We start from the raw sequence: 25,780 nt of genomic DNA, 5'->3' as shown, positions 1-25,780 counted from the left end.
CTCGCGCTCGCCGTACTCGCCGTACTCGTCGTACTCGTCGCGGCCGTGCGACTGGCACCAGCATCTCAGCATCCGGACCGCGGGGGGCGGCAGTCACGGGATTGGCCGGTACGGCTGTGTGTGCGACGGGCGCGATCGGTGCGACCGGCGCGACGGGCGCGAGCGCTTGCACGCGGCGCGCGCCTCTTGCGTCCGGCACCAGCCCCGACGCGCCTACGCCTGGCGCCAAGGGAGTTCCGCCGTGATCCGGGTCGGGCCCGCGGCCGGTGAGTCGACCACGAGGATGCCGTCGACCGCGTCGACGCGGCGGGCGAGTCCCGCGAGGCCCGAGCCGGCGGAGGCGTCCGCTCCGCCCACGCCGTTGTCGGTCACCTGGAGCATCAGCCGGTCCCCGGCCCGCCACACGTCGACGGACGCCGACCGCGCCCCGCTGTGCTTGCTCACGTTCTGGAGGAGTTCGCAGACCGTGAAGTACGCGATGCCCTCGATCGCGGGAGCGGGCCGCGCGGGCAGGTCGACGTCGACCTTCACCGGAACGGTGCAGCGGGAGGCGACGGAGGAGAGTGCCGCGTCGAGGCCTCGGTCGGTGAGGACGGCGGGGTGGATGCCGCGCGCGAGATCGCGCAGCTCCTGGAGCGCCGTCTTCACCTCGCCGTGCGCCTCGTCGACCATGCGGGCCGCCGCGCGCGGGTCCTCCGCCAGCTTCTCCTTCGCGAGACCGAGGTCCATCGCGAGGTTGACGAGGCGGGCCTGGGCGCCGTCGTGCAGATCGCGCTCGATGCGGCGCAGGTCGGCGGCGGCCGTGTCGACGACGACGCCCCGGTCCGACTCCAGCTCCACGACGCGCGCGCCGAGCCGCGAGGGGGCGAGCAGCCCGCGTACGAGCAGCCGGTCCACGGAGGCCAGCGCCCGGATGATCCACGGCGCGACCAGCGTGAGCAGCAGCCCGACCGCCGAGGTGACCCCGATCTCGAAGGGGTTGTCCAGGTAGACGCTGTGCGCGCCGTCGCCGTACAGCTGGATGCCGCCCTGGCCCGCGTACATAGGGAAGACCCACTGCCACAGCGGGTACGTCAGGAGTGACCAGCCGACTGACCAGAAGACCAGGGCCACGACGGACGCGAAGACCGCCCACGGGAAGTGCACGATCCCGTAGAGCAGGTTCCGCCAGGACTCGCCGCTCTTGAGGAGGCTGCCGATCCAGGGCAGCGGGCCGGGGGCGCGGGGCCGCAGCGGGGCGGGCGTGCCGATGTCCATACGGAGGAGTGCGCGCGCCCTCGCCCGTTCCGCCGCGGCGATTCCGCGGGCCCCGGCCAGGGCACCGGCCAGCACCGGGACCCCGAGGAACGTGATCAGCAGGCCGGCGCCGAGCGCGACCATCGTCACCGTGTACGCGAACGTCACGACGCTCAGCGGAAGGCTCAGGAGCAGATAGCCGAACTCGCGGAACGTGCGGGCCTCGACCGGTGCGCGCAGCCCGGCGGGGAGGCGGTGCCGCCGTTCCCCGGCCGGGGCGTATCCCTGTCCGTACTGCGTGGGCGTGGTCATCTGCGAGGCCCGTCCCTTCGTGTTCGGCGTATCTCTCTTGGTACGTCCAGACTCCTCGCGGTGGCGGGCGGGAACCATGGAGCCGGTCGGCGTCTTGGACCGGGGGTTTTCCCTACCTCCGCAGCGGATTTACGTGGGACTTCCGCCGCGCTTTTGCGTGCGGCGCCGGACGCTCACGCTCACGCGCGACGCCGCCCGCTCACGCCCGGTCGCGCCACGGCAGCTCCGCCGTGACCGTCGTCGGGCCGCCGTCCGGCGAGTCCACGACGAAGAGCCCGTCCACCGCGCCGAGCCGGTCCGCGAGGCCCGCCAGGCCGGAGCCCTTGCCGGGGCTCGCGCCGCCGTGCCCGTCGTCCCGTACCTGGATGAGCAGCCGGTCCCCGGCGCGCCACACGTCGACCGACGCCGACCGGGCCCCGCTGTGCTTGCTGATGTTCTGCAGCAGCTCGGACACCGTGAAGTAGGCGATGCCCTCGATGGCCTCGGCGGGCCGCTCCGGCAGGTCCGCCGTGACCTTCACGGTGACCGTGCAGCGGGAGGCGACGGACGAGAGTGCCGCGTCGAGGCCTCGGTCGGTGAGGACGGCCGGGTGGATGCCGCGTGCGAGGTCGCGCAGCTCCTGGAGGGCCAGCTTCACCTCGCCGTGGGCCTCGTCGACCATGGCCGCGGCGGCGTCCGGGTCCTCGAGCAGCTTTTCCTTCGCGAGGCCGAGACCCATCGCGAGATTGACCAGGCGGGCCTGGGCTCCGTCGTGCAGATCGCGCTCGATCCGCCGCAGATCGGCGGCGGCCGTGTCGACGACCACCCCCCGGTCCGACTCCAGCTCGGCGATCCGCCGCTCCAGCTCGTCCGACGGCGAGAGCAGCCCCCGCGCCATCGCCCGGTCCGCGTTGGCGAGCCCCCGCACGATGAACGGCAGCACCGGCCACAGCACGAACAGCCCGACCAGCGTCACGGTGAACGTGAGCACGCCCCACGGCAGCCGCATGAACGCGTACAGCGTCGTCCGCCAGGCCACCGGGTCCTTCAAGCCCGACCACAGCCGGCCGAGGAAACCGTCCACGCCGCTCCCCGGCAGCGGGCTCGGCTCGTCGATCCGCACCCCGAGCAGGCCACGGGCCCGCGCCCGCTCCAGCTTCCCGAACAGCCGCGCGCCCAACAGCCCGCCCGCGAGCACCGGCAGCCCGATCACCGTCACGGCCAGGCCGATTCCGCAGGTCAGCGTCGTCACGACGTAGACGAACCCGATGACGGCGACCGGCAGATTGCACAGGAGATACGCGATCTCCTTCCAGGTGTGCCGGTCGAAGGCGAAGCGCGCGGCAGGGGGGCGGCCGGAGCCGGCCGGCTCCGTGCCCGGTGCGATGTCCGGTGCCGCGCCCGGTTCAGGCTCCGGCTTCGTGGTGATGATGCGAGCGGTCATACGCGACAGCGTGCCGGGCCGGGCGCGGGGAAGCCATGAGGCGGACTGCCGGACCCGACGGGGGATAACCCCACCTCAGGCGCGGAGGGGCCGCTGCCCTTCTGATCCGTGGACGGGCTGCTTACCCTGTCTTTAACAGGCCCTAGACTCCCGTGCGTACAGATCGTCGAACACCACGGAACGAGGGGCGGACGTGCCGGAATCGACCATGGTCGCCGCGGACTATTTCCAGACGTACTCCGTCGTCGGCGTAATCGCCGTCGTGGGCGTCCTGTTCGTGGCTGTCGCCTTCGGCGCGGGGCGGCTGCTGAGGCCGGTGGTCCCGACCCCCGAGAAGCTGCTGACGTACGAGTGCGGTGTCGACCCCGTCGGCGAGGGCTGGGCCCACACCCAGGTCCGCTACTACGTCTACGCCTTCCTCTACGTGATCTTCGCCGTCGACTCGATCTTCCTCTTCCCGTGGGCGACCGTCTTCGCCGGTCCGCAGTTCGGCGCGGCGACGCTCGTGGAGATGTTCATCTTCCTCGGCTTCCTCGCCGTGGGCCTGCTGTACGCATACAAGAAGGGCGTCCTGACATGGACGTGAACCCCGCCGCCGCAAAGAACGAGCCGGTGCTCCTGCCGGAGCCTGTCGCTCCGAAGAAGCTGGGCGTGCTGTCGCGGCTCGCCCCCGAGCCGATGAAGGTGGTCCTGAACTGGGGCCGCCGGTACTCGCTCTGGGTCTTCAACTTCGGCCTGGCCTGCTGCGCCATCGAGTTCATCGCCGCGTCCATGGCGCGCCACGACTTCATCCGGCTGGGTGTCATCCCGTTCGCGCCCGGCCCGCGCCAGGCCGACCTGATGATCGTCTCCGGCACGGTCACGGACAAGATGGCCCCGGCCGTGAAGCGCCTCTACGAGCAGATGCCCGAGCCGAAGTACGTCATCTCGTTCGGCGCCTGCTCGAACTGCGGCGGCCCCTACTGGGACTCGTACTCCGTCACCAAGGGCGTCGACCAGATCATCCCCGTCGACGTCTACGTGCCCGGCTGCCCGCCGCGTCCCGAGGCGCTCCTCCAGGGCATTCTCAAGCTCCAGGAGAAGATCGCGCGCGAGTCGCTCGGCGAGCGGTACGGGGCCGACGCCGCGGCGGGGCGGCCGTCGCCGGCCGCGCTGAGCAGCGGTCTCGTGCAGCCGCCCGCGCCGGGTGCGACTCCTGAGGGCGCTCCCGAAGGCGGTGACCGATGAGCTGGCTGCCGAGCCCCGTCGAGGAACTGTTCGGTGCCGGCGCCACCGTCGAGGAGGCGTACGACCTGCTGACGGTCGACGTCCCGGCCGACGCCTGGATCACCGCCCTGGAGACGGCCCGTACGACGCTTGGCTGCACCTATTTCGACTGGCTGAGCGCGGTCGACGAACCGGAGACGGGGTTCCGCGTGTGCGCCCACGTCGCCGCCGTCGCGCCCGGTTCCGTACGGCGGCTGATGCTGCGTACGACAGTGCCGCACTCGGCGCCGGTCCTGCCGACCGCCGTCGACGTGTACGCCGGTGCCGGGTGGCACGAGCGTGAGACGCACGAGATGTTCGGCGTCGACTTCACCGGTCACCCGCACCTGGTTCCGCTGCTGCTGCCCGAGGGCTTCGAGGGGCACCCGCTGCGCAAGGACTTCGTGCTCGCGGCGCGCGTCGTGAAGGCGTGGCCGGGCGCGAAGGAGCCGGGGGAGTCGGAGCACGGTGGGCCGAAGCGGCGCCAGATGCTGCCGCCGGGTGTCCCCGACCCGAACGACTGGGGCCCGCTCAAGGGCCAGCTCCCGCCCGCGCCGGCCCGCCCGGCACGCGGCGCGGGCCGCGCGGCGGGCGACCGCCCGGCGCGGCGCGCGCGTACGGCGGGGGAGGGGTCGGCGAGTCAGGCTGCCGCCCCCGACACGACTGGTGGGCCGGAGACGGCGCCTGCGGCCGCGCGGCCGAGGCGGTCGCGGAGTGCTTCGCAGGGGTCGGTCTCGCAGACGGCTGCGACTCCGTCGACGCCTACGACTCCGGCCGCACCGGAATCCCCGGCGCCCGAGACTCCCTCGGCGCCCGCGCCGAAGGGCAGCAGCGACGCGCCGTGGCACCACGCGCGCCCGGCCTTCGACGAACCGGAAACGGAGTCGAAGCGGGAGCCGGCATCGAAGCAGGAGTCGGCGTCGAAGCCGGAGCCGGAGCCGGCATCGGAGGCTGAGCCGAAGCCCGAGGCCGAGCCGAAGCCCGAGGCCGGGCCGAAGCCCGAGGCCGGGCCGAAGCCCGAGGCCGGGCCGAAGCCCGAGGCCGGGCCGAAGCCCGAGGCCGGGCCGAAGCCCGAGGCCGAGCCCGAGCAGGGGCCTGCGAAAGCGGAGCCCGTAGAGCCGGAAGCTCCCGAGACCTCTGGGACCCCCGACACCCCCCAGACCCCCGACGCCCCCGACACCCCCACAGGAGGAACGGAGTGAACGACGTGCTCGACGTCGCTCTGCGGCTCATCGTCGTCTTCGTCGCCTTCCTCGTCCTGCCCCTCGTGGTCGGCCAGACCGAGCACAAGGTGATGGCGCACATGCAGGGCCGCCTCGGCCCCATGTACGCGGGTGGCTTCCACGGCTGGGCCCAGCTCGTCGCCGACGGCGTGAAGTTCGCGCAGAAGGAGGACGTGGTCCCGGCCGACGCGGACCGCCGTATCTTCCAGCTCGCGCCCGCCGTCGCGCTCCTGCCGTACCTGCTCGTCGTCCTCGCCATCCCCGTCGGCCCGGCGAAGGGCGCCGTGGGGCAGGCCATCGACGCCGGCATCTTCTTCGTGCTCGCCGTCATGGGCGTCGGAGTGCTCGGTTCGCTCATGGCCGGCTGGGCGTCGGCCAACAAGTTCTCCCTGCTCGGTGGTCTGCGTACCGCCGCGCAGCTGCTCGCGTACGAGCTGCCGATGCTGCTCGCCGCCGCGTCGGTGGCGATGGCGGCCGGAACGGTTTCGCTGGTCGGCATCCTGGACGCCTTCCACTGGTGGTGGGTGCCGTGGCAGATCGTCGGCGGCCTCGTCTTCTTCGTGTCGGGCCTCGCGGAACTCCAGCGTCCGCCGTTCGACATGCCGGTCGCTGACTCCGAGATCATCTTCGGCGCGTACACCGAGTACACGGGGCTGCGGTTCGCGCTGTTCCTGCTCGCGGAGTACGCGGGGATCGTCGTCCTGTGCGGGCTCACCACCGTCCTGTTCCTCGGCGGCTGGCACGGGCCGTGGGGTGCCGACGGTCTCGGCTGGGTGTGGACCCTGCTGAAGACGGCTGTCCTCGCGTTCGTCGTGATCTGGCTGCGCGTCACCTACCCCCGTCTCCGAGAGGACCAGCTCCAGAAGCTCTCCTGGACGCTCCTCGTCCCGCTCGCGCTCGCGCAGATCGCGCTCACCGGCATCGTGAAGGTGGCGATCAACTAATGGCTCCGATCCCCGGCTCCGGCCTCGCCAAGGGCCTCGCCGTCACGCTCCGCACGATGACGAAGAAGACCGTCACCGCGCAGTACCCCGAGGTCCAGCCCGAACTGCCGCCGCGCACGCGTGGCGTCATCGGGCTGTTCGAGGAGAACTGCACGGTCTGCATGTTGTGCGCCCGTGAGTGCCCCGACTGGTGCATCTACATCGACTCCCACAAGGAGACGGTGCCGCCGGCCGTCGAGGGCGGCCGCGAGCGCAGCCGCAACGTCCTCGACCGCTTCGCCATCGACTTCGCCCTGTGCATGTACTGCGGTATCTGCATCGAGGTGTGTCCTTTCGACGCGCTGTTCTGGTCGCCGGAGTTCGAGTACGCGGAGACGGACATCCACGAACTCACCCACGAGCGCGACAAGCTCCGCGACTGGATGTGGACGGTCCCGGCCCCGCCCGCACTCGACCCGGCGGCCGAGGAACCGAAGGAGATCGCGGCGGCCCGCAAGGCGGCGGACAAACTTGCGGCAGCGCAGGCGGCTGCCGCCGGGGAACCGTCCACGGACGGGCGGGCGCCGGGCGAGCCCACCGCGGGCAAGCCCGCCCCCGCCGACCCCACCGCGGGCAAGCCCGCCCCCGCCGACCCCACCCCCGGAGAGGAGGGCCCCGCATGACCCCCGCCACCGCCCCCGCCTCCGCGGTCGTCGCCGCCGCGCAGACCCACGGCTTCCTCTCCCCGACCGGTGTCGAGATCGCGTTCCTGCTCGTCGGTGTCGTCACCTTCGGCGCGGCGATCGTCACCGTCACCACCCGGCAGCTGGTGCACGCCGCCCTGTGGCTGGTCATGGCGCTCGGTGGGCTCGCCGTCGAGTACCTGTTGCTCACGGCCGAGTTCATCGCCTGGGTGCAGGTCCTCATCTACGTCGGCTCGGTCGTCGTCCTCCTCCTGTTCGGGCTGATGCTCACGCGGGCGCCCATCGGCCGCTCGCCGGACGCCGACTCGGGCAACCGGTGGGCCGCGCTGACGGTCGCCGTCGCCGCGGCCGCCGCCCTCGTCTGGGTCGTCGTCGACGCCTTCCGCACCACGTGGGTCGACCTGTCCGGCGCCCCCCAGGGCACCACCGCGGTGACCGGTTCGATCCTCTTCCAGCACTGGGTGCTGCCCTTCGAGGCCCTCTCGGTCCTCCTCCTGGCGGCCCTGGTCGGCGCGATCGTCCTGTCCCGCAAGTCCGCCGCCGAAGCACAGGGCACCGACACCCGGGAGGGCACCCGCTGATGCACCTCGCCTACCCCGCCGTCCTCTCCGCCCTCCTGTTCTGCACGGGCCTGTACGGAGTGCTGGCCCGTCGCAACGCGATCCTGGTCCTGATGTCCGTCGAGCTGATGCTCAACGCCGTCAACCTCAACCTCGTCGCCTTCGACGTCTGGCTCAGCAAGGCCGCCCGCGACACCCTGCACTCCGGCCAGGCGCTGACCCTCTTCACCATCGCCATCGCCGCCGCCGAGATCGGTATCGGCCTGGCGATCGTCCTCGCCGTGTACCGCAACCGCGGCACCTCCGACATCGACAAGCTCCGCGACACCGCCGAGTCCCCGGACGACGGCGGACCGGACGGCCCCGCACCCGGCATCACGGCCGGGGCCGCGGCGGACGAGAAGGCCGAGGCCACCGCGTGACCACGACGACCCTCGCCGTACTCGTCCCCCTCGTCCCGTTCCTGGCCGCCGCGGCCGGCCTGCTCCTGGGCCGCACCGCCCCCGGCTTCGTACGGCCCCTCGCCGTCCTGCCGACCCTCGGGGCACTGGCCCTCGCCGTCCTCGTCGCCGTACGCCAGGGCGGCGGCGCGACCATCAACGCGTCGACCGAGCTCACCCCGACGGGCTCGGTCCCCATCGAGCTCGCCCTCTACATCGACGGCTTCGCCGCGCTCGTCGCCGTCCTGGTCTGCGTCGTCGCGTCCTGCGTGCAGATCTACTCGACGGCCTACCTGCGCGACGACCCGCGCTACCCGTCGTACGCCGCGCTCGTCTCCCTCTTCACCTCCGCGATGCTCCTCGTCGTCTACTCGGGCGACCTGATGGTGCTGCTCGTCGGCTGGGAAGTCATGGGCATCTGCTCGTACTTCCTCGTCGGCCACTACTGGGAGACCGCCGAGGCGCGCGCCGCGTCCCTCAAGGCCTTCCTGGTCACCAAGCTCGGCGACGTCCCCTTTCTGATCGGCCTGTTCGCGCTCGCCGTGGACGCCGGGTCCTTCCGCATCACGACGGTCCTCGGCACCGTCGCGAACGGCGGCCTCCACCACCCCACGCTGATCGCCCTGCTGCTCCTCGCGGGCGTGGCCGGCAAGTCCGCGCAGTTCCCGCTGCACACCTGGCTGCCCGACGCGATGGCCGGCCCCACGCCGGTCTCCGCGCTGATCCACGCCGCGACGATGGTCGCCGCAGGTGTCTACTTCATCGCGCGTCTCCTCCCCGTCTTCGAGGCCTCGGCAGCGGCCCTCGTGGTCCTCGCCGTCATGGCGGCCGTCACGATGGTCGGCTCCGGGCTCGCCGCGCTCGCGCAGGACGACATCAAGCGCGTCCTCGCGTACTCGACGATCGGCCAGCTCGGCTACATGACCGGCGCCCTCGCCGTCGGCGACCGCGGTGCCGCCGTCTTCCACCTCCTCGCGCACGGCGCCTTCAAGGCGCTCCTCTTCCTCGCGGCCGGCGTGATCATCCACGCCGCCGGCACCAACTCGCTCGCCGCCATGTCCCGTATGAAGGACCTGCGCGACCGCGTCCCCGACGCCTTCTGGACGATGACCGTGGCGCTGCTCGCGCTCGCCGCGATCCCGCCGTTCAGCGGCTTCTTCTCCAAGGAGGCCGTCCTCGGCGCCGCCGAGCACGCGGCCACCGGCGATGCCGCCGCGATCCCGTCCTCGGCCGGCTGGATCGTCCTCGTCTCCGGCCTCGTCACGGCCCTGCTCACCGCCGCGTACGCCACCCGCCTGTGGCTCCTCGCCTTCCGGGGCCGGGGCGCCGAGGCACCGGACCACGGCAGGCAGCCCCTCGCGATGAACGCCGTCCTGTGGGTCCTGGCGATCCCCTCGCTCGCCTTCGGCCTCACCGCCGGTGTCCTCCCCGGCTGGTTCGACGGTCGCTCGCTGACCCCGACCCTCACCACCTCCGTCCTCGGCACGGGCGTCGCCCTCGTCGGCGGACTCGTCACCTACGCGGCCTGGCGCCACACCACGGCCCTCGCCGCGCGCGTCCCGCTCGGCGCCGTCGCCGCCCACCCCGACGCGGACGGCGGGCTCGTCGAGGCCGAGGTCATCGCCACCCACAAGGCCGCGTACGGGGACATCGCCTACGCCCCCGATCCGGCGGACCCGGGCAGGCTCCTGCTCGGCCCCCTGCACCGCCACGCCGCCGCCGGCTTCCACGTGGACGCCGTCTACTCGGCCCTGTTCGTCCGCCCGGTCCTGGCCGCCGCCTCACTGGTCCGCTTCCTGGACCGCGAGGTCGTCGAGACCTACGTGAGCGGCGCCGCCGCCCTGCCCGTGTGGCTGGGCCGGGCCGTCCGCAAGGCCCAGACCGGCAACGTGCAGACCTACCTCAGCGCCCTGCTCGCAGGGACCGTCGTCCTGGCGATCGCCGTCGTCCTCGTCGCCACCGCCGGAGCGTGAGCAGCCGTGATCGATATCAGCGAATCCGTGATGCAGTTCCTTCTCGCATTGATCGTCGTCGGACCGCTCGTCGGCGCCGTCGCCGCTCTTCTCCCGGCCCCGCCCGGGCTGAAGGGGAAGTCCCCCGACCAGGCCGTGCTCCGCCACGGCGTGACCGTGACCGGCGTGATCCTGCTCGCCGCGATCGTCCTGGCGCTCGGCTTCGACCACGGCCACCCGTCGAAGATGCAGGCCACGACCGACATCAGCTGGATCCCCGCACTCCACGTGCGCATCCACCTCGGCATCGACGGCATCTCCCTCCCCCTCCTGGTCCTGACCGCGCTGCTGACCTTCCTCTGCGCGCTGTACAGCTACTTCAAGATGCCCGAGGGCCCGTCCCCCAAGGGCTTCGTCGCGCTGATCCTCGTCCTCGAGTCCGGCACGCTCGCGACCTTCGCCGTCCTCGACCTGCTGCTGTTCTTCCTGGCCTTCGAGATGGTCCTCATCCCGATGTACTTCCTCATCGCCCGCTGGGGCGGTGCCGGGCGGACCCGGGCGGCCTGGAAGTTCATCCTCTTCACGCTGCTCGGCTCCGTCGTGATGCTGCTCGGGATCCTCCTCATCGGATTCAAGACGGGCACGTTCGACATGGTGGCACTGGCCACTGACAATGGCCGGGGCCTGAGCACATCCGTGCAGGTCATCGCCGTACTGGCGATCGGCATCGGACTCGCCGTCAAGACGCCGATGTGGCCGCTGCACAGCTGGCTGCCGGACGCGCACACCGCCGCGCCCACCGTCGGCTCGGTCCTCCTCGCCGGCGTGCTGCTCAAGATGGGCACGTACGGATTCGTCCGGATCCTGCTGCCGATCACGCCCGAGGGAATGCACACGTTCGCGCCGTACCTCGCCGCGTTCGCCGTCGTCGGGATCATCTACGGGTCCCTGGCCTGCCTGGCGCTCGCGAAGACCGGGGCGAAGGGCGACCTCAAGCGCCTCATCGCGTACTCGTCCGTCGGCCACATGGGCTTCGTCCTGCTCGGCATCTCGACGATGACGCCGACCGGCGTGAACGGCGCGCTGTTCGCGAACATCGCCCACGGCCTCATCACCGGCCTGCTCTTCTTCCTCGTCGGCGCCCTCAAGGACCGCACCGGCAGCACCGACCTCGACACGCTCGCCGAGCACAGCGGCATGGCGCTCTACGGTAAGGCGCCCCGCCTCGGCGGCCTCCTCGCCTTCGCGGCCGTCGCCTCCCTCGGACTGCCGGGCCTCGCCGGGTTCTGGGGCGAGATGCTCGCCCTGTTCGGCGCGTTCAAGCCTGCCGCCGGACTGAGCCGTCCCGCGTTCCTCACGTTCATGGCGATCGCCGCGTTCGGCACCCTGCTCACCGCCGCGTACCTGCTCGTCGTCGTCCGCCGGGTCTGCATGGGCCCGCACGAGGCGGAGACCCCGAAACTCGCCGACGTCCAGGGCTACGAGTTCGCCGCCTGGACCCCGCTCGTCGCCCTCACCGTGGTCGGCGGCCTGTGGCCCGCGGCCCTGATCGGCCTCACTGACCCGGCCGTGCAGAAGCTCCTCGCAGGAGGCATCCGTTGATCGCCGTCGCCGCGCCCTCCGTGGCGTCCCTCGTCCAGTCCGTCGACTGGCTCGCGATCGCGCCGCCCACGATCACGGCCGTCGTCGCCCTCGTGGTGCTCGTCGCCGACCTGTTCCTCGCCGACCGGAAGAAGTCGCTCCTCGGCTGGGTCTCCGTCGCGGGTCTCTCCGTGGCTGCCCTGTCGCTGCTGCCCCTCCTGGACGGCGACCGCTCGACGTTCTGCCTCAAGGCGCTCAAGGGCGAGCAGGCGGCGTGCAGTTACACGGCCGACCACTTCACGCTCGTCATCCAGTTCCTCGTCCTGGCGGGCGCCCTGCTGACCGCGCTGCTGTCCGTCACGGGCATCAAGGACGTCAAGCACACGACCAGGGCGCTCCCCGAGGGCGAGTTCTGGTTCCTGCTGCTGTCCTCAGCCGCGGGCGCCGCGCTGCTGCCCGCGTCCCGCGACCTGGCGACCCTCGTCGTCGCCCTGGAAGTGGCCTCCCTGCCCGCGTTCGCCCTCGTCGGCATCAAGCGCGACGACAGGCGCTCCTCCGAAGCGGCCCTGAAGTTCTTCCTGTCCTCGGTCACGGCCACCGCGGTGACCCTCCTGGGCGTGAGCTTCGTCTACGCGACGACCGGCACCATGCACCTCACGCGGATCGCCACCGCCCTGACCCATGTCGACGGGCAGTTCCGGACCCTGGCCGAGGCGGGCGTCGCCCTCACCCTCGTCGGATTCGCGTTCAAGACCGCCGCCGCCCCCTTCCACTTCTGGGTGCCCGACACCTACGTAGGCGCGCCGCTGCCGATCGCCGCCTACTTGTCGGTCATCGGCAAGGCGGTCGGCTTCTCCGGCCTGATCCTCGTCACCGTCGTCGCCTTCCCGTCGTACGCGGACGTGTGGGGCCCGGCCCTCGCCGTGCTCGCCGCGCTCACCATGACCGTGGGCAACGTCGGCGCCCTGCGCCAGCAGGCCACGCGCGCGTACAGCGCGGTACGCCTGCTCGCCTGGTCCTCGGTCGGCCAGGCCGGCTACCTCCTCGTGCCGATCGCCGCGGCGGCCTACTCCAAGGACGCGAGCAAGGCCATCGGCTCGACCGTCGCGTACGCACTCATGTACGCGGCCGTCAACCTCGGGGCCTTCGCCGTGGCCGCCCTCGTCGCCCGTACGAAGCCGCTGAACCGGATCAGCGACTACCGCGGCCTGTACGCGACCCGGCCGCTGAACGCTCTGCTCCTCGCGTTCTTCCTGCTCTGCCTCGCGGGGCTGCCGCCCGGCATCATCGGCCTCTTCGCGAAGGTCACCGTCTTCTCGGCGGCCGTCGACGCGGGCCTCGGCTGGCTCGCCGTGGTCATGGCCGTCAACGTCGTGATCGCTCTCTATTACTACCTTCGGTGGACAGCGACGCTGTTCCGGCCGGCGGAGGCTGACGCGCCCGCACATGCGGACCTGAGGGTTCCGGCCCCGGTCACAGCCGCGATCGGGCTCACGGCGGTCCTCGCGGTGGCCCTCTCCGGGGCCCCGCAGATCGTTCTGCGTTTTGCTTCGACCGGTCTCTTCTAGGCACCCTTCGTACCGACCCAACGTCGTACAAACACAGGGAGAACAGCCGTGCTGAGCGGGTTCAAGGACTTCATCCTTCGCGGAAACGTTGTGACGATGGCGATCGGTCTCGCCGTCGGTGCCGCATTCACTGCCGTCGTGACCGGCTTCAGCACGGCGTTCATCGCGCCGCTCATCGGCATCGCGACCGCCTCGGCCGGTGACTTCAGCAAGGCGCACTTCACGGTCAACGGCACGAACTTCCCGTACGGCGTGTTCGTCGCGTCGGCGATCGCCTTCGTGATCACGGCCGCGGTGCTCTACTTCCTCGTCGTCGTCCCGATGATGAAGGTCCAGGCCCGCATGGACCGCGACAAGCCGGTCGACATCAAGGCCGCCACGCGCGACTGCCCGCGCTGCTACAGCCAGATCCCCGCCATCGCGACCCGCTGCTGCCACTGCACCAGCGAGCTGAAGGCCGACCCCGAGGCCCTCGCCCTCGCCGGTCTCCCCGAGCAGCGCTGACCGCGCCGTACGGGACTTCTGACAAGCAACACCCACCCGTACGGCCTACACGCGCCCTCCGTGCGCGCAAGGGAACTCGGCCTCCTCGTCTGGCGTTGACCAGTACGGGAGGTTCCACTGGACGGTGGAAGCACCAAGCACCACGCACCAGTAAGCAGAGGGTTCCCCTGCCGCACCACATGGAGGGCCTACCGTGCACCGCCGGCACAACGGGCTGAAGACCGCCGTACTGCTCGGGGCCCTGTCGGCCCTGATCATCGTCATCGGCAGCTTCTTCGGTCGTACGGGACTGATCGTGGGCCTCGGAATCGCCCTCGCGACGAACGCGTACGCGTACTGGAACAGCGACAAGCTGGCCCTGCGCGCGATGCGCGCGCGTCCCGTGAGCGAGTTCGAGGCCCCCGCGCTGTACCGGATGGTCCGCGAGCTCTCCAACCAGGCCCGACAGCCCATGCCGCGCCTCTACATCTCGCCGACCGAGGCCCCCAACGCGTTCGCGACGGGCCGCAATCCGAGGAACGCCGCGGTGTGCTGCACCGAGGGCATCCTGCGCATCCTCGACGAGCGGGAGCTGCGCGGCGTCATCGGCCACGAGTTGAGCCACGTCTACAACCGGGACATCCTGATCTCGTCGGTCGCCGGAGCGCTCGCCTCGGTGATCATGTTTCTGGTCAACTTCGCCTGGCTGATTCCCATCGGCCGCTCCAGCGACGACGACGGCCCGGGGATCCTCGGCTTTCTGATGATCATGATCCTGGGCCCGATCGCGGCCTCCGTCATCCAGCTCGCCATCAGTCGTTCCAGGGAGTACGAGGCCGACCAGTCCGGCGCCCAACTCACCGGTGATCCCCTGGCGTTGGCGAGCGCCCTGCGCAAACTCGACGCGGGGACCAAGCAGTTGCCCCTCCCTCCAGAACCCCGGATCGAGACGGCCAGTCATATGATGATCGCGAATCCCTTCCGTCCCGGTCAGGGCATGGCCAAGATGTTCTCCACGCATCCACCGATGGCGGAGCGCATCGCCCGACTAGAACAGATGGCAGGTCGCCACCGATGAAGACAATCCTCAACGTCATTTGGCTTGTCCTGAGCGGCTTCTGGCTGTTCCTGGGCTACCTCTTCGCGGGCGTGCTCCTCTGCATCACCATCATCGGAATCCCGTTCGGCATCGCCTCGTTCCGCATCGGCGTGTACGCGCTGTGGCCGTTCGGCTATACGACGGTCGAGCGCAGAGACGCGGGCGCCCCGTCCTGCATCGGGAACGTGCTGTGGCTGGTCCTGGCCGGCTGGTGGCTCGCCCTCACCCACATCGTGACCGGCATCGCCCAGTGCATCACGATCATCGGCATCCCCCTGGGCATCGCCAACTTCAAGCTGATCCCGGTCTCCCTGCTGCCGCTCGGCCGCGAGATCGTCCCCACGGACCAGCCGTTCGTGGGCAGGTAAGTCGCGCTCTCCGGGGGCATCTGGGACCGGCCGGGATCAACTCACCGGCATGGCCAAAGAGTTGCCCCCTCTTTCGCCCAGCAAAGAGCCCCCGCGTGCTCCGTGTGGAAGCATGGAAGGCGCACGGGGGAGGTGGGCAGCAGGCCCGATACGTCGTGAAGCCGCGGCCTGCGCGCGAAGATGCAGCAAGTTCCCGCACAGAGCCAGGATGATCCCGACGACGGCCCCCAGGGCCTTCCGGAACCCAGCGCCCAAGGCCTTACGGAACCCAGCTTCCAGGGCGATTCGGGACCCGGCTTCCAGGGGCCTTCGGATCCCAGCTCCCAAAGCCCGTCGAAGCCCGGCCCGGAGAGCCGTTCCGGAGAGCGCTCCGTAGGCCCTGCGGAACCCGGTCCGGAGCCCGGCTCCGAAAGCCGTTTCGAAGGCCGCTCCGTAGGTCGCCCGGCGTCGAGCCTGGGGAGCCGTTCGGAAGGCCGCTCCGTAGGCCCTGCGGAACCTGGCCCGGAGAGTCGTTCGGAAGGCGACTCCGTACGCCGTCGGGAACCCGGCCCGGAAAGCCACTCCGTAGGCCCTCCGGAACCCACCCCCGACAGCCCCCCCGAGCGCCGCCCCGACAACCGCCCCGAAAGCCGTTCCGGAGACGGCCCTCCCGGAGACGCCCCTCCCGGAGGCGGCCCTCCCGGCGGAAGCCCGCCCGCAAGCCGTCCCGCAAGTCGCCCCGTACGCCTCTTCACCGACGGGCTTCTCGACCCCGACGCCCTCGGCGACGACCGCACCGCCGCCGTCCTGCTGTCCGCCGCCGAGCGCGCCACCGACCAGCTGCGCCCCGGCGACCTTCTCCACGCCGTGCTCGACTCCCGCGATCACGCGGTGCTTCCCGCCATCGAGGGAGCGCTCACCGAGGGCGCGGCCCCGCAGCACCTCCTGGAGACGCTCGCGGTGTACGCGCCCGCGGGCAACGGGTACGCGTTCGATGGCGCGCGCGACCACGTATCGCCCGAACTGAGCGCGGCCTTCGATGAGTTCGAGAACCGCTGCGCACGGGACTCCGTCGGCTCGCAGGCCCGTCTGGAGCTGCTGCTCGCCTGCGTCCTGGAGGCCCCCTCCGCCGACGAGCGGGAATTCCTCGCCCCGCTGCTCGACCTGGACCGCGCCGCCGAGGCGCTGCGCCGGCAGGTCGGCGTACAGAGCACCGAAGCGCCGGAGCTGTACGACGACGTGTCGGGCCGGCTGCGCTCCGAGGAGTTCACGGACGACGCCTGGGCGGCCCTGGAACAGGCCTCCCGCCGAGCCGCCGAACTCGGCTACGACCGGCTGCTGCCGCCGCACCTGCTGCTGTCGCTCCTGTCGGAGACCGAAGGCCCCGCCGAACGCCTCTTCCGGCTCCAACTCCCGCTCCAGGTCGGCCTGGTGAAGGCCACCGAAATCATCACCCAGGCGTTCCGCATCACCGAGCGGAGCACCGCGGAAGCCCCCCGCCTCGACCGCGACAGCATCGGCGAGTCCCTGCGCGACGTACTGCACGCGGCCCGCGCGACGGCCGCCCGCTGGGACGCGGAACAGACCGACACCCCGCACCTGCTCGCCGCCCTCCTCGACAGCCCGCCCCAGCGCCTCACCGCCGTACTCGCCGCCGACCCGCTGCGCCTCGACGTCAAGCGGCTGCGGGAGAGCGTCCGCGACATCCTGAGCGAGTCCCGGTCGGCGGCGCCCCGCGAGGTCCCGTTCCGCCTTGCCGCCTTCCTGCCGCCGTCCGAGGATCTGACCTGGCTGGCCCGGTCGGGCGCCATCGGCCCGGCCGCCCACCTCGACGGCTACTTCGAACCGCTGTGCCGCGCCCTGCACCGCAGCGAGAACAACCACGTCCTGATCACCGGAATGCCCGGCATCGGCACCACCACGCTGCTGCGCGAACTCGCCCGGCGCGCAGCCACCGGCGAGATCCCGTTCCTGCGCCGCAAGCGGTTCCTGCGCGTCGACTGCAAGGACGTCGCCGCCGAGGACAGCGGAGACCAGCTCACCGCCCTGATCGGCCAGGTCGCGGGCCGCACCGACCTCGTCGTCTGCGTCGACGGCCTGGGCCCCCTGCTGCGCGGCCAGAGCGGCACCGACCACCTCCTCGAACTGCGCCGCGCCCTCAAGGAGCGCAGCATCCACCTCGTCGGGGTCCTCGCCGAGCACGACTACGAGGATCTGGTCGCCGCCGACCACGTCCTCCAGGAGCTGACCACCCGTATCGACATGGCCGAGCCGGAGCGGGACGCGGCGCGGGACATGGTGCGGCTCGCGGCGGACGCGCTGGAGAGCGAGTTCGCCGGGATCCGGGTCGAGCATCACGCGGTGGCCAGGGCCGTCGTCCTCGCCGGTGACTTCGTGCGGCACCAGCGGCTGCCGCTGTCCGCCGTCAAGGTGCTGCGGCGCGCCTGCGAAGACCTTGACTACGCGCGCCGCCAGCAGGGCGACGAGCGCAGCGTCGTGACCCTGTCCGAAGTGGCCGACGTGGTCGCCGAGTTGTCGGGGATGCCGCGCGAGCAGATCGCCGGGACGGGCGGGGAGCGGGTCGACTACGCGACGGCGCTTCGGGCCGAGGTGGTCGGGCAGGAGCAGGCGGTCCGGGTGGTCGCGGACGAGCTGCGGAGAATCAAGGCGGGCCTCGCGTCGGTCAGTTCGGGGCCCGCGTCGGTCCTGCTGTTCGCGGGTCTGACCGGCGTCGGCAAGACCGAGCTGGCCAAGCGGGTCGCGAGCCTCTACTCGGCGTCCAAGCGGCTCCAGACGTACCCCATGGAGAACTACACGGAGCCGCACAGCGTGTCCGGCATCCTCGGCTCGCCGCCCGGCTACGTCGGCCACGAGCGCGGCGGGCGGCTCATCAACGAGCTGAACAGCGACCCGTACTGCGTCTTCCTGCTCGACGAGGCGGAAAAGGCGCACCCCGAGGTGCTGCGGCCGTTCCTGAACCTCTTCGACGAGGGCTGGATCACCGACCAGCGCGGCGTGAAGGCGCACGGCGACCGGGCCATCTTCATCCTCACGACGAACGCCGGGCACGAGATCATCTCCCGCCTGGGCGAAGACAGTTCGGACGAGGAGATCTCGGCGGCCGTGCGCAAGAAGCTCGCGGCCGAGCGCAGCCGGGACGGCACGCCCGTCTTCACGCCCGAGTTCCTGGCCCGCATCCGCCGCGTCATCGTCTTCCGGCCGCTCGACGGCCCGGCGATGACCGCCATCGGCCGCAAGGTCCTCGACCGGCAGCGCGCGTTCTGGCGCGAGAAGCGCGAGAAGGAGCTGGTCGTGCCGGAGGCGCTGGTGCGCTACGCCGGTGACCTCGGGCACCGCCTCAACTCGGACGCGGGCGGCCGAGAGGGCGGCCGCATCATGGCCAAGGTCCTCTCCGACCTGGTCGAGAACCCCGTACTCGCGGCGGCCGACGACCGCCCCGAGGAGTTCCAGGCGTGTGCGCGGATCGTCGTCGGCTTCACGCCCCCGCCCCGCGCAGCCACCCGCGACGCCCTGTTCGCCGCCCCCGACGAGGAGACGGCGGCATCCCGCGTACGGGTGAGCTTCCTGGGACCGGAACCGGTTGGCGTTCCTCAACAGTCTTCTGGGAAAGGCGGGTTGCTCACGTCCTACCGGAGCGGAGAGGAGGGCAAGTGACGATCGATTCCGCACCCGGAGACTCCGCACCCGGCGAGTCCGATCTGCGCGGACTCCAGGGCCGGGTGGTCGACGGCCGTTACGCGCTGCGCGAGTGGATCGGCGGCGGCGGCTTCGGCGCCGTCTTCCGCGCCGAGCAGTACATCCTCGGCCATCCCGTACGCAGCGTGGCCTGCAAACTCTCCCGGCGCTCCGGCCTGACCGAGGAGAACGCGGCGGAGCTGTTCCAGGACGTCCTGCTGCTGGCCGAGGCGATGGACTCCATGACGGACGCCGAAGCCCGCCGCCACCTCGTCCACGTGTACGACGGCGGCCTGGCCCAGGGCCTCGGCGGCCGCGCGTTCCTCGCCATGGAGTACGTGCCCGGCGCCACCCTCGCCGGTGAGTTCGCCTCGATGGGACGCGTCCCGGCGACGCTCATGGTCAAGTGGGCCCGGCAGATCTGCGTGGCGCTGCGCGGCCTGCACCGCCTGAATCCGCCCCTCCTGCACCGCGACCTCAAGCCCGACAACGTCCTCCTGGGCAGCGACAACTGGGTCCGCCTCATCGACTTCGGCCTCGCAGCCCGGATGCTGGAGCTCGGCCACGCCCCCGGCACGGTCGGCACCCTCCAGTACATGGCGCCCGAGACCGCCGCCGGCTCCAGCGTCCCCGAGTCCGACCTGTACTCGCTCGGCCTCCTGATGTACGAGGGCCTGACCGGCCGCCACGCGTACGCCCATCTGACCCCGCCGCCCACGCTCCCCGACGCGGCGCACGGCGACTGGCTCCAGGAGCAGAAGCGGAACGCGCCGCCGCTGCGCCCCTCGGCCCACAACAACCTCGTGCCGCCCGCCCTGGACGCGCTCGTCATGCGCTGTCTCGAACCGCGGCCCGCACAGCGCTACCGCAGCGCCGAGGAACTGATCACCGCCCTGGACACGGTCCTCGACCAGCCCGTCGTGCGGCAGCCGGGGGAGGCCGGGCTCGAAGAGGGGCGGCGGCTGCGAGCCCAGCGGCAGTGGGCGCCCGCGGCCGCCGCACTGCGCCGGGCGCTCGCCCGCGGTGACCTCGCCGACCCGCTGCGGCTCGCCCTGCTCATCGAGATCGGGCAGGTGCACGAGTCCGGCGGCGACCAGCTCGCGGCCGCCCACTCCTGGGCCGACGCCTGCGAACTTGTCCGGGGGCGCGCCCTGATGCCGTCCGCCCAGGACCGCGCCCGGCTCGCCCGCCGCGCGGAGGACGCGTTCCGCAAGGCGGGGAACCGGTTCCAGGCGGAGCGGTTCGCCCGGCAGGCCCGAGCCGAGCGGGACCGGGGGTGACGGGTGAAGCCACAGCGGGCCCTGCGGAAAGGCCTGTCCCGGCGCGGCCGCCTGGAGAACGCGTGGGCGAGCGCCGTCGAAGAGACCGATCCGGGCAAGGGTTTGGAGGCCATGCGCCGGGTCCTCGCGAGCTTCGAGGAGAACCCGGACCGCATCGCCGATCTGTGGCAGGAGTTCCAGAAGTCGTTCCTCGGCCCCGCCTTCCTGCCGCTCCTCAAAGCCGACGACCTGGAACGCCTCGCCAACGCCGGTGAGGGCCTCGCCGCCGAGGGGCGCATCGGGCTCCACCAGAGCTGGGTCCCGCTGGCCACCGCCGCCGTCCACCGGTCCGCCCACGGCGACCAGGAATTCGCGGTGCGGCTCTACACGCGCCTCCACCGCAGCACGTTCGTCCACGAGGAGTCGCGCTCCATCGCCGCAGCCGCGCTCGCCCGGCTCGGCGCCGACGAGGACGACCAACTCGCCATCTACGTAGACATTTTGGCGCGCTACGCGGCCGTGCCGCCCGAGGTTTATCACGTGGCGGGACGGCTGCTCGGCGCCGGATTCACCGCCGAGACCGGGCGCGTGGAGCGGGCCTGCGCGTTCGCCACCCGGCTGCGCGATGCGGGCCTGTACCTCGCGGGGCTCGACCGGATGCTCGGCCTCGGCGCCCTGCTGGTGCGCCGCGACAGCGCCGAAGCGGCGGACCACTTCACCCGCGCCTGCGCCGCCGACCGCCACGACGGAGAGGCGCTGCGCGGACTCATCGCGGCCCGGTTGCACGGCGGCGCGTACGCGGACGGGGTCGCCGCGCTGCGGGGCCGGGACGACGCGCTCACGCCTCGCGTCGCCGAACTGGCCGATCTGTGCCGGATGTTGGAGTGGCTGGAGCTCGACCCCGGCCGCCACGGCCCGCCCGGCCCGGCGACGCCAGCCCCGCTGACCGCCGAGCGGCTCGCCGCGATCGCCGACGGCCCCGACAGCCGCCCCTGGGGCCGGTACGCGCTCGGCCGCGCTCAGCTCCTCGACGGCGACGCCGACCTGGCCGCCAAGAACCTGGTCGTCGTCGCCGACGAGTTCCCCGACCGCTTCGACCTGGGCTATCACGCGGCGTGGGCCCAGATGCTGTGCGGGGAGCAGGAGGCGGCGGCGCGTCGGTGCCGGGCGCTGGTGGCCGACGGCGGCGCGGGCGTCTGGCCGCTCGGCTGCCTCCTCACGGACGCCGACCCCGGCCGGCCTCCGTCGCCCGAGGAACGTACGGCCATGCAGGGCGCCGCCCACGCCTTCACGGCCGTCGTCGCGGCCCGCCTGAAACTCGCCGAGGGCAAGGAGCCCGGTGTCGATCTGGCCTGGGACCCGCTCGGCGCGGAGGACGCCACGGTCCCGGAACTCCTGGAGACGCTGCGCACGGTCCTCGGCGTGGAGATCGCCGCCGGGCGGCAGGCCATGGCCGGTCACCAGCTCACCGCTCTGTCGCTCTTCGGACGGCTTCCGCTGCCCGAACAGCTGTTGTGGCGCGGCCTGTTGGCGCTTCCTGGAGACCCTGACCGGGCCCGCTCGCTGCTCGACGAGGCACGCGGCCAGGGTCACGACCGCGCCGCCCTGATCCTCGCGGTGACCGAGCTGAACGCCGGGAACCCCGCTCGCGCGGCGGACCTTCTCGACGGCGTACGCGGACCCAAGGCGGAACTTGTGCGCGCCCGCGCGGAGCTGGCCCTCGGCCGGGTGGCCGAGGCGGAGCACCGGCTCGACCGGCTACCCACTCCGCGGGCGCGTTACGAGAGCGGGGTGCTCGGCCTGCGCGAGGCTGCCGCGTTGTGGGCCGGGGGTGACGGGGAACGGGCCGTTCAGCGGGCGGAGGAGGCGGCGGCGCGGCTCATTGACGCGCATGTCGCGGGGGCGGGGGCTCTTCCGGCGGTGCCGGGTGACGCGGTGCGTCTGGCTCGGGCGGCGCGGGTCCTGGCCGAGCGTGCGGGGCGGCCCGGTGGGGGCGGTGGTGCTCCGTGGCGGGTCGTCCGGCATCACCCTCGGGCGGCCTGGGTGCTGGGGCTCGGGGAGCTTCTGGTGGAGCCGGGGCGGGTGGAGCCGGTATTGGCCGAGGCGTTGGTGGAGTGGGCGGGGGAGTCCGACGGCGGTGACGCTCGGGCGGTTAAGGCGCTCGCGGTGGGGCTGGGGCGGGCCTGCCTGCTGGCTGAAAGTAACGACGTACAGCGGGAGTTGGCGGAGGCGCTGGGGCGGCTGGCGGAGGCCTGGCCGCTGCCGGAGGTGAGGGGCGAGGCCCGGAGGGCGGCTTCGCTGGCGGGCGGGGAGGCCGACGCCGATTTCGGGGGCGGACCGTTGATCGCCCTGTCACTCGCCGCGGCCGCCCTCGAAAACGGGGAGAGGCCGGAGGCGGTACGGCTACTGCGGGCCGCCGGCGAGGCCGATGCCGGCGAACCCACGGCCGCCGCTCAGGTCGCCGCCTTCCTCGCCCAGGCCCTGGACGGAAAACCCCCGGAAGCGCTGCCCGACGTAGAACACCCCGCCCCCCTCCTCGTGGTCCAGGCCGCCGGTCACCTCCCCGCACAAAAGGCGAAAGCCGCCGATGCGCTGACCCAGGCCCTCGGTGAGCACGACCTGACAGGCCTCGTCGACCTGGCCGCCGTACTGCCCGCGCTCTGCGCCAGGCTGGCCCGCGCCAGGCGCCGCGACGGCCGCGCCGAGGACCTGGCAGCGGTCGTACGCCGCCTCGCGGACGCCCTCCCGCCGGCGACCGACCCCGAGCCCGACCTCGGCCCCGTCACCCTCGCCCGCTGCGCCGCCGCCCTCGGCGACCACGTGACGGCCGACCTCCTGTGGCAACGCATCCTGAAGGCACCCGCGCCCCCACCCGCAGCCACAGACATGCCCCCCGAAACCGACACCCCCGCCGCCGAATACGGCAAGTACCTCTGCCACCGAGCAGTCGCCGCCCACGCCGCCGGCGACCCCATGCGCGCCCTGGAGCTGCTCGGCCGCGCCGTCCGGCACCTCCCCGAGGGGCACCCCGCCCACAGCCACCGCGCCGACCTGGAGCGCAGCGACCGTAGCGACGCCCTCCTGAGCCATCTCTTCCCGGACGCCGCCCCCGCCTGGGACCGTCCCGGCAGGCTCCCGGCCCTGGAGAACGCCATGGCCGGGAGCCCGGTGTGGGAGGCGCTGGCGACCGAGCGCACGGACCTCATCGAGGCGCAGCTGACCCGCTACTTCGCCAAGAAGGCGGCCCGCGGCGACATCCCCGTACTGCACTCCCTCGCCGTGGTCTACCGGGAGGAGGCGATCGCGAAGCTCACCCGGACCGGAGCCGCCGACGAGGACCTGGTCACGGCGACCGTGCTGTGGGCGCTGCTGCTCGCGCACCCGGCGTTCTGGGAGGCGTTCGCCGGGCGCCCCGGAACCGACGGGACACCGCCCGGCACCGGCGGGACACGGTCCGGCCACGACGCCGACCTGGACCCCGCAGCCGACCCCGACCCCGCGACCACCCCCGACGCCGAATACCTCCGCACCTCCCTCACCGACGAGCTCCTCACCCTGCACCGCAGCCACGGCGCCCGCGCCCTCGCCGAACACCGGGAGGACCAGGCCGGCCTGCACCTGAACTGCCTGACCGCGCTGCGCCAGGGCGCCCACGTCACCCGCACCCTCCTCTCCGAGGGCCCGCTGGCCGGCGTACTCCCGGGCGTCGACGACGAGTTGTTCACCGGGATCGCGGACCGCGCGGGCACGCTGCTCGACGACTGGTCGTCGGACCTGGTGGACGAGGCGGAGCAGCTGGCCGACGACCCCGAGCGGATCCGCGCCCTGCCGGACGGCATCGACAAGGACTACGAGGAGGGCATCGAGCAGCTCACGACCGCCGTCGACCACGGATTCGCCGCCCCCGGAGTCCTCTGCACCCTCCTGGCCTGGCACAACGAGTGGCAGAACTGCCTCTACCAGCTGGACGACCGGGACCAGATGCGTACCGTCGTGACCAGGGCCGTCCGCTTCGCGGAACTGCTCGCGCGCGGCTCCGCCAAAGGCCGCCCGCACCTGCGCGAGAACCAGCTCCTCGCCGCGCACTACGTGGACCGCGGACTCCTCGAACCGGACACGGCCAGGGCCATCGGCCACTTCGAACTGGCCCAGGACTGGAACCCGGCCAACACCAACGCGCCGCAGCTCCTGGAGCAGTACCGCCAGGACGCCCTGTTCGGCGACGCGCTCGACCACATCAAGGCGCGCCGCTACGCGCAGGCCCTCACCGCACTCGACCGCGTCCCCCGGGACGGCGCGACGGCGAAGACGCTCGACCGCCTCCGCGCCAGCACCCTGATCAACCAGGCCTACGTCCTCCTCGACGCCGAACGCCTCGACGAAGCGGAACGTCACGTGCGGGACGCGGAGCGCGTGGCCGCCGACAGCGACGACCCCCGGATGCGCGTCGAGGCCGCGAAGGCGCTGCGGGCCGTGGCCACCGGGATGAACAACCGCGCGGTGGCCATGAGCAACGCCGCGCTCAGCGACATCGAACGCTCGGTCCGTATCGGTCCCGGCGCCATGGAGGGTGAACTGCGGTCCGCGATCAGCTTGTTGAGGCGGGCGGAGCGGATCTCGCCGGAGGCCGCCACCCGGGACAACATCACCCGTATCGAAGACATCCTGCGAAGGCTGAGCTCATGACGACACCCGCGTCGGCGAACCGCCGGCCCAACCCGTTCCACGTACTCGGACTTCCCGTCGACGCCACCGAGGCGGCCATCGTGGAACGGGCCGAGGAAGGCATCCAGACCGCGTCCACCGCGCAGGACCGCGACCTCTACGACTGGGCGATGCGCGAACTCATCCGCAACCCGCGCGCCCGCCTGCGCTACGAGCTGACCGAGGCGCCCGGCACCGACTACCGCGACCGCCGCTGGGCCGCCTTCGCCCGTACCCACCGCACCTACCCGGCGGACCTCGGCGGCCGGAGCCTGCGCCCCGACGACTTCGACCTGCCGCAGGCGCTGCGTCGCACGGTCCGCGCGCTCGCGGCCGCGCCAGTCGCAGGGACGGGCGAGGCCGTGAGTACGCCCCCTGCGGCGGCCCGCGCGCAGGACCGGGAGCCGGAAGTGGAGGTGCGCGATGTCCTCTTCGGCTGAACCGGAAGATCTGCTGCCCGGCTGGGACGACTTCGCCGAGCGCCCCGTCCCGGAGGTCCACGGGACGACCACCGCCCCGGAAGCGGAACTGGCCGGAGTGCTCCAGCGCCGCCACGAGGACCTGGCCGCGGCGCGCGGCGCCTCGGCCGAGGCGGCGACTCGCGTCCGGTCCACGCTCTTCGAACTCGCCGTGCTCGTCGGCACGTTGGAGCAGCAGGTCACCCGCGCGGAGGAGCCCCTCGCTGCCCTCGGCGAAGAGCTCCGTCACCGCGAGCTGAAGAACGTCAAGGACCGAATGCTCGACCTGCTGCGCGGCGCCGGGGTCGAGGTCCGCGACCCCCTCGGCCTGCCCGCCGACGACGTCCTGGACTGGGCGGACCCGGTGCACTGGCGGCAGAGCCCGGAGTTCGCCGCCGAGGTGGTGGCCGAGACGAACGAGTACGCGGTGTTCCACGACGGCGCCCTGGTGCGCTTCGCCCAGGTGGTCATGGGCGCGCCGGCCCCCGAATCAGCCGAGAAGCCCGAACCCACGGACACCTGACACGCACCCACGGACACCTGACACGCACCCACGGACACCTGACA

The 25,780-nt window shown here is 72.2% G+C and carries 20 protein-coding genes; 18 read left to right on the top strand and 2 right to left on the bottom strand.

Annotated features, from left to right (window positions below; translation table 11 throughout):
• Positions 1-213: 213 nt before the first annotated feature.
• The gene (locus ABZ893_RS25310) at positions 214-1,548 is read right to left on the bottom strand and encodes a sensor domain-containing protein (protein ID WP_361407567.1); all 1,335 of its coding nucleotides are present in this window, start codon (positions 1,546-1,548) and stop codon (positions 214-216) included.
• A 199-nt stretch (positions 1,549-1,747) separates the two neighbouring features.
• Positions 1,748-2,971 (bottom strand): sensor domain-containing protein, encoded by a 1,224-nt coding sequence (locus tag ABZ893_RS25305; RefSeq protein ID WP_361407565.1) that lies wholly within the window; start codon positions 2,969-2,971, stop codon positions 1,748-1,750.
• 208 nt (positions 2,972-3,179) lie between these two features.
• Here ABZ893_RS25305 and ABZ893_RS25300 point away from each other — a divergent pair, with 208 nt between their 5' ends.
• From ABZ893_RS25300 to ABZ893_RS25215, 18 genes are all read left to right on the top strand, one after another.
• Complete coding sequence (locus tag ABZ893_RS25300; protein ID WP_361407799.1) at positions 3,180-3,557, top strand: NADH-quinone oxidoreductase subunit A; 378 nt, start codon at positions 3,180-3,182, stop codon at positions 3,555-3,557.
• Positions 3,548-4,198: an NADH-quinone oxidoreductase subunit B family protein gene (locus tag ABZ893_RS25295; protein WP_361407563.1), complete on the top strand. Its 651-nt coding sequence runs from the start codon at positions 3,548-3,550 to the stop codon at positions 4,196-4,198. The genes ABZ893_RS25300 and ABZ893_RS25295 overlap by 10 nt, the downstream gene beginning before the upstream one ends.
• Positions 4,195-5,418 (top strand): NADH-quinone oxidoreductase subunit C, encoded by a 1,224-nt coding sequence (locus ABZ893_RS25290; protein WP_361407561.1) that lies wholly within the window; start codon positions 4,195-4,197, stop codon positions 5,416-5,418. The genes ABZ893_RS25295 and ABZ893_RS25290 overlap by 4 nt, the downstream gene beginning before the upstream one ends.
• Positions 5,415-6,383: a complex I subunit 1 family protein gene (locus ABZ893_RS25285; RefSeq protein ID WP_361407559.1), complete on the top strand. Its 969-nt coding sequence runs from the start codon at positions 5,415-5,417 to the stop codon at positions 6,381-6,383. The genes ABZ893_RS25290 and ABZ893_RS25285 overlap by 4 nt, the downstream gene beginning before the upstream one ends.
• Positions 6,383-7,045 (top strand): NADH-quinone oxidoreductase subunit I, encoded by a 663-nt coding sequence (locus ABZ893_RS25280; protein ID WP_361407557.1) that lies wholly within the window; start codon positions 6,383-6,385, stop codon positions 7,043-7,045. Before ABZ893_RS25285 ends, ABZ893_RS25280 begins: the two co-directional genes overlap by 1 nt.
• Complete coding sequence (locus ABZ893_RS25275; protein WP_361407555.1) at positions 7,042-7,647, top strand: NADH-quinone oxidoreductase subunit J; 606 nt, start codon at positions 7,042-7,044, stop codon at positions 7,645-7,647. Before ABZ893_RS25280 ends, ABZ893_RS25275 begins: the two co-directional genes overlap by 4 nt.
• Positions 7,647-8,048: an NADH-quinone oxidoreductase subunit NuoK gene (gene nuoK, locus ABZ893_RS25270; RefSeq protein ID WP_361407553.1), complete on the top strand. Its 402-nt coding sequence runs from the start codon at positions 7,647-7,649 to the stop codon at positions 8,046-8,048. The genes ABZ893_RS25275 and nuoK overlap by 1 nt, the downstream gene beginning before the upstream one ends.
• A complete protein-coding gene (locus tag ABZ893_RS25265) occupies positions 8,045-10,039 on the top strand; it encodes an NADH-quinone oxidoreductase subunit L (RefSeq protein WP_361407551.1) in 1,995 nt (664 codons plus the stop codon). Before nuoK ends, ABZ893_RS25265 begins: the two co-directional genes overlap by 4 nt.
• A gap of 6 nt (positions 10,040-10,045) precedes the next feature.
• The gene (locus ABZ893_RS25260) at positions 10,046-11,620 is read left to right on the top strand and encodes an NADH-quinone oxidoreductase subunit M (RefSeq protein WP_361407549.1); all 1,575 of its coding nucleotides are present in this window, start codon (positions 10,046-10,048) and stop codon (positions 11,618-11,620) included.
• Positions 11,617-13,167 (top strand): NADH-quinone oxidoreductase subunit N, encoded by a 1,551-nt coding sequence (locus ABZ893_RS25255; RefSeq protein WP_361407547.1) that lies wholly within the window; start codon positions 11,617-11,619, stop codon positions 13,165-13,167. The genes ABZ893_RS25260 and ABZ893_RS25255 overlap by 4 nt, the downstream gene beginning before the upstream one ends.
• Before the next feature lie 48 nt (positions 13,168-13,215).
• The gene (locus ABZ893_RS25250; RefSeq protein WP_361407545.1) at positions 13,216-13,671 is read left to right on the top strand and encodes an MscL family protein; all 456 of its coding nucleotides are present in this window, start codon (positions 13,216-13,218) and stop codon (positions 13,669-13,671) included.
• Positions 13,672-13,864: 193 nt separating this feature from the next.
• Positions 13,865-14,728, top strand: coding sequence for a zinc metalloprotease HtpX (gene htpX, locus ABZ893_RS25245; protein ID WP_361407543.1), 864 nt, complete (start codon positions 13,865-13,867; stop codon positions 14,726-14,728).
• A complete protein-coding gene (locus ABZ893_RS25240) occupies positions 14,725-15,117 on the top strand; it encodes a YccF domain-containing protein (protein ID WP_361407541.1) in 393 nt (130 codons plus the stop codon). The genes htpX and ABZ893_RS25240 overlap by 4 nt, the downstream gene beginning before the upstream one ends.
• A gap of 846 nt (positions 15,118-15,963) precedes the next feature.
• Positions 15,964-18,771, top strand: coding sequence for an AAA family ATPase (locus ABZ893_RS25235; protein WP_361407539.1), 2,808 nt, complete (start codon positions 15,964-15,966; stop codon positions 18,769-18,771).
• Positions 18,768-20,072 carry a serine/threonine-protein kinase gene (locus ABZ893_RS25230; RefSeq protein WP_361407537.1) on the top strand — a complete coding sequence of 435 codons (1,305 nt, stop codon included), beginning with the start codon at positions 18,768-18,770 and terminating at the stop codon, positions 20,070-20,072. Before ABZ893_RS25235 ends, ABZ893_RS25230 begins: the two co-directional genes overlap by 4 nt.
• Before the next feature lie 3 nt (positions 20,073-20,075).
• The gene (locus tag ABZ893_RS25225; protein ID WP_361407535.1) at positions 20,076-24,737 is read left to right on the top strand and encodes a hypothetical protein; all 4,662 of its coding nucleotides are present in this window, start codon (positions 20,076-20,078) and stop codon (positions 24,735-24,737) included.
• Entirely contained in the window at positions 24,734-25,195 is a 462-nt protein-coding gene (locus ABZ893_RS25220) for a hypothetical protein (protein WP_361407533.1), read from the top strand. Before ABZ893_RS25225 ends, ABZ893_RS25220 begins: the two co-directional genes overlap by 4 nt.
• Positions 25,179-25,736 carry a hypothetical protein gene (locus ABZ893_RS25215; protein WP_361407531.1) on the top strand — a complete coding sequence of 186 codons (558 nt, stop codon included), beginning with the start codon at positions 25,179-25,181 and terminating at the stop codon, positions 25,734-25,736. Before ABZ893_RS25220 ends, ABZ893_RS25215 begins: the two co-directional genes overlap by 17 nt.
• Positions 25,737-25,780 lie beyond the last annotated feature (44 nt).

This window comes from Streptomyces sp. NPDC046821 (assembly GCF_040645335.1).
Taxonomy (GTDB): Bacteria; Actinomycetota; Actinomycetes; order Streptomycetales; family Streptomycetaceae; genus Streptomyces.
This window is presented reverse-complemented; position numbering and strand designations above follow the sequence as displayed.

Bases quoted from the DNA above. Each gene is read 5' to 3' on its own strand.
- ABZ893_RS25305 (WP_361407565.1), bottom strand. From the start codon at position 2,971: ATGACCGCTCGCATCATCACCACGAAGCCGGAGCCTGAACCGGGCGCG.
- ABZ893_RS25300 (WP_361407799.1), top strand. From the start codon at position 3,180: ATGGTCGCCGCGGACTATTTCCAGACGTACTCCGTCGTCGGCGTAATC.
- ABZ893_RS25275 (WP_361407555.1), top strand. From the start codon at position 7,042: ATGACCCCCGCCACCGCCCCCGCCTCCGCGGTCGTCGCCGCCGCGCAG.
- ABZ893_RS25240 (WP_361407541.1), top strand. From the start codon at position 14,725: ATGAAGACAATCCTCAACGTCATTTGGCTTGTCCTGAGCGGCTTCTGG.
- ABZ893_RS25280 (WP_361407557.1), top strand. From the start codon at position 6,383: ATGGCTCCGATCCCCGGCTCCGGCCTCGCCAAGGGCCTCGCCGTCACG.
- ABZ893_RS25215 (WP_361407531.1), top strand. From the start codon at position 25,179: ATGTCCTCTTCGGCTGAACCGGAAGATCTGCTGCCCGGCTGGGACGAC.
- ABZ893_RS25290 (WP_361407561.1), top strand. From the start codon at position 4,195: ATGAGCTGGCTGCCGAGCCCCGTCGAGGAACTGTTCGGTGCCGGCGCC.
- ABZ893_RS25310 (WP_361407567.1), bottom strand. From the start codon at position 1,548: ATGACCACGCCCACGCAGTACGGACAGGGATACGCCCCGGCCGGGGAA.
- nuoK (WP_361407553.1), top strand. From the start codon at position 7,647: ATGCACCTCGCCTACCCCGCCGTCCTCTCCGCCCTCCTGTTCTGCACG.
- ABZ893_RS25220 (WP_361407533.1), top strand. From the start codon at position 24,734: ATGACGACACCCGCGTCGGCGAACCGCCGGCCCAACCCGTTCCACGTA.
- ABZ893_RS25295 (WP_361407563.1), top strand. From the start codon at position 3,548: ATGGACGTGAACCCCGCCGCCGCAAAGAACGAGCCGGTGCTCCTGCCG.